Source organism: Actinomycetes bacterium, from assembly GCA_036510875.1.
Classification (GTDB): domain Bacteria; phylum Actinomycetota; class Actinomycetes; order Prado026; family Prado026; genus DATCDE01.
The window spans coordinates 1-3,864 of sequence record DATCDE010000375.1 but is presented as its reverse complement, the minus strand read 5'-3'; the positions used below and the strand labels follow the sequence as shown (position 1 = coordinate 3,864).

General features: G+C 65.8%; 4 protein-coding genes. 2 read left to right on the top strand and 2 right to left on the bottom strand.

What is annotated here, in order from left to right; genetic code table 11:
* Both VIM19_21300 and VIM19_21295 read right to left on the bottom strand, forming a co-directional pair.
* Nucleotides 1-374: peptidase S41 (locus tag VIM19_21300; protein ID HEY5187366.1), on the bottom strand; the 374-nt coding region annotated here is incomplete at its 3' end.
* A gap of 261 nt (nt 375-635) precedes the next feature.
* A complete protein-coding gene (locus VIM19_21295) occupies nt 636-1,769 on the bottom strand; it encodes an amidohydrolase family protein (GenBank protein HEY5187365.1) in 1,134 nt (377 codons plus the stop codon).
* 816 nt (nt 1,770-2,585) lie between these two features.
* Here VIM19_21295 and VIM19_21290 point away from each other — a divergent pair.
* Nucleotides 2,586-2,870: a hypothetical protein gene (locus VIM19_21290; protein HEY5187364.1), complete on the top strand. Its 285-nt coding sequence runs from the start codon at nt 2,586-2,588 to the stop codon at nt 2,868-2,870.
* A gap of 775 nt (nt 2,871-3,645) precedes the next feature.
* On the top strand, nt 3,646-3,864 hold a 219-nt coding region (locus tag VIM19_21285; protein HEY5187363.1), incomplete at its 3' end, for an amino acid permease.

Sequence of the window (3,864 nt, the reverse complement as noted above, 5' to 3'; positions counted from 1 at the left end):
TCGATGCAGTGTTCGAGGAAGATGCCGAGGAACGCGAAGCCTGCGTACCGCGAGGGCAGGATGTAGTTGGTGTGCAGATCGTGCAGGCCCAGGAAGATCCTCTGCAGCTGCACATGGAAGTCGGTCTCGGTGAGGTCGCTCTGCCGATGCCGCAGCAGGCGGAGCGCCTGCAGCGGGTCGATGGCGTGCATGGCCCGTTTCAGGGGCAGGTGGGCGTAGACCTCACCGATCAGGATCTCGGCCTGATCCAGGACGAGGCCGCGCTGGGTGTCGGTGAGCGGGCCCTGGGCGATGTGGCTGCGGAACTGCGGCATGGTGCGGACGGTGCCCAGGCCGTGGTCTGCGGTCAGAACGACGGTGTCAGGGTGGGACATGGCTGGCTCCTCGAGGCTAGGCGGCTTCTCTGGTAGGGACCCACCAGAGGCCCGCCACGGACATCGTCCCTGCTGGCATCGCGACGGTGGGTTGACGGCCGGGGTGGTAGGGCCCCCTCGAGGGTGGTCGACGGCTCTGGCCTCCGCCCGTCTCGTGGGTTCAAGACTTGGGTGCCTGCCAGGTCATGGTGTGGTCGGGGTCCTCCTGCCGCCGGTAGTTGTCGTTCGAGGGTGTGGGCCGAGCAGGCCGGGGTCGGGTTGTTAGGCGAAGATCGGGCCGACGGCTGGATAGCGTGCGATGAGCTTGGCCCGCATCTGTGCCAGTCGTCGTGGTGGTCCGTCGATGCCGGCGTCGTCGGGCGAGCCGAACCGGGTGTCCAGCAGCATGGGCCGCCCCCAGGCGGTGACCTGCTCGTAGTCGGCCGCGGTGGAGAGCGCCCCGACCCAGTCGGGGCGGCCGTAGATGATGTCCCCGCCGATGATCACCATCTCGACCCAAGACGGGTAAGCCGAGACCACGTTTTGGTAGGGGTCGTCCATGCGCTTCTGCAGGATCGTCAGGTCTGCGGCACGACCCACCTGCAGGGTGCCGATCTTGTCGCCAAGGCCCGCGATCTCGGCCGCCCCGCTGGTGACCATCCGCACCAGATCCGGCGGCGTGAGCGGCAGTGCGCTCTGGGTGATGACCTGCCAGGCCACCTTCATCTCATGCAGCAGACTCGGGCTGCCCGACGGCATCCAGTCCGCGCCCAACGCGACCGGCACCCCAGCGGCCAACGCAGCCCCGATGTCAGTGGTCTCGTTGTACAGACGCAGGTTGGACTGCGGCGACCACACCAACTTCCCGCCCACCGCTGCGAGCTGGTCGAAATGCGCCCGGGACAGCGCGGTCCCGTGGATCATCACCGTCGCCTCGCTGAACAGGGGTGAGGCTGTGAACTTCAGGTACTCGTTCACCGATGTCTGGTTAGTCTTCTGCCCCTCCGCGAGATGGACGTAGTGAGCCTTGACCGCCTCGGTGTCGAAGATGCCCTTGCGGATGCTCTCCACCTCGTTGTCGTCGAGGCGGTCGAAGTCCACCGTGCTGCGGGCGACCTGGCTGCCGAAGATCAGCAGGTCGACATTCCGTACCAGCGCCTCAGCCTTGTTCGGGTAGTCCTGGGAGGCGCCCTGGATGGCCGTCACCCCGCCGACCGCGGCGCGGACCTCGGCGTAGCGGGTCATCGCGGTCTTCACCGACACCGACTTCCCACCCGAGGTCAACCTCGCCCAGGGCTTCTTGATGAGCTGGTCGTACTCGTGGCTGTCGCGCCACCGGCCGCGGTTGATGTAGACCCCGGGCGGCTCCCAGGCCGCGAACACGTTGTACTCCGGATGCCCGTGCAGATCGATCAAACCCGGCAGGATCAGCCCCCCGGTGCTGATCGCATGCTCAACGTCGCGCGGCTTAGTCGAGCGGACCGACACGATTTGACCGGCCTCCACCACCACCCAGCCACGAGCAATCGACCCATCACTCTTCAACACCGACCCACCAAACGCCGTCGGCTCCCCCGAACCAGCACCCCCAGGTACCAGGCCCCCCGGCAAAGCCGCGCCGGCATCCAACGGCACGTCACGCACACGGGGGACCGCCGACCGAGGTGGAGGGCGAACAGCGCGAGTCACCCCACGCCCATACGCCTCATCAAACGCGTCTCGTCGCGCCACCAGACCCCCCGCTGAGAAGATGCCACCCAGCATCCCCCACCCCACGCCGCCAGTAAACACCTCAGCCCGCAGAACGCAGCGTGAACGTGCGGGGACTCCCTCGGCCCAACCATCAAGCGCTGCCGAGACAGCCCTCGCCCACCCCCAACTAAGCTCGCCGCCGGCAACAGACGACTTGTCCTGGGTCGCGGTTCTGGATTCTGAAGGGCGCGTCCTTTCAGCCGCCAGTCGTGCGGATGTCGGTTGCGGCATGTCCGAGGACTTCGAGATCATCGCATTCCCCCCGGCTGGTAGCAGATGATGGTTCGCGGATAGCCGACACTCCCACGACGGAAGAGGGGCACGCGAATGGCGACCACAAGGTTCACCGTCCACACGAGCTTGTCGCCGAGTGAAGCCATGGCCGTGATCACCGACTTCGGCCCCGAACGGTCTCGGTGGTGGCCGAACGTCGACGATGCTCATTTCAGAGTTCACGGACAGGGTCCGGACTGGGCGGAGGTGACCGAGGGCACTGGCATGGGCTGGGAGCGGGAACACTACTCGTGGGACGCCGCCTCCGGCATCGTCACGATCGACACCCTCGACTCGAACCTGTGGGGGCCCGGCAGTGGCTGGCGGTACGAGCTCGTGCAGGCAGCGGAGGGCACCGACCTGCGGGTCTCGCTCACTCGGCTGCCGAACTCGTTCAAGGGGAAACTCATCGCTGCCCTGCTCCCAATCGCGGGGCCACGCGCACTGGGGAAGCAGTTCCAGTCGGTCCTGCACAGGGCGGAGAGTCGATGACCTCGCCCAGCGGCTCGGTCTGAGACGCGCTGCAGCGGCGCGACATTCCGCTATCGCCCACCGTGGGCAGACATCACAGCGCCCAATAAGTCGCAGGCGGCCGTCCCCGACGAAACGCTGGCTCATAGCTCCCGTCTGTGTCCAGAGCGCCTGGAGTGGCATGGATCTGTCCGCTGGATTTAGAGCAACTGGCAGCCCGGATCGTGCTGGCGAGATGGACTATGCCGCTGAAGTCATCTGTGAGTAGAAGGCGGCTTAGGCAGCTTCCAGAAGCGGGCGAATTCATCGGCAACCAAGGGCCAGACCAGCCGACGACCGTCCTCAATCGAGTCAATCTGATCGGCCAAGTACGGCAAACCTCTCGTCGAGTTTCCCCGTATCTGGATAGTGGCGCTGTCAAAGTTCGATCTGCTGTTGAACCTGGATCTGCTGCTGAACCTGAACGTGTTCGGGTTCGGGGATCTCCTCATGGAAGGCCTCCGACGACATCGACGAACCGCGCAAGGTGCTCGTGCCCTCTGACCTCCTCATCGAGTGGTAGTCAGCTCAGTCTTGGCGGGGCCGCAGCAGCGGGCGTAGCGTTTAGGTGACCCTTACCACCGTGACGTGGGGTGTGACGAGATCGACTCTGGGGTAGGTCAAGAGCAGCCTTCGGTACGAGGAATCACGGGACCCGACGGGACGTGGGGTGGACGTGAATGAGGGGAGTACGTTGGCGCAGTCCGTGACCGCCGGTCCGCCTGGCCGAGAGGACCATAGTCTCCTGCGCCGCGAGATGGGCCGGCTCGACACCGTGTTCTTCCTCATCTCGGCGATGGTCGTCATGGACACCATCGGTGCCATCGCGATCGCCGGGGCTCAGGCGTTCACCTGGCTCGTGGTCCTGTTCGTGCTGTTCTTCGTGCCCACGGCGTTCATCAGCGCCGAGCTGGGGGCAGCCATCCCCGAGGAGGGCGGGGCGTACGTATGGGTGAGCCGCGCCTTCGGCCGGTTC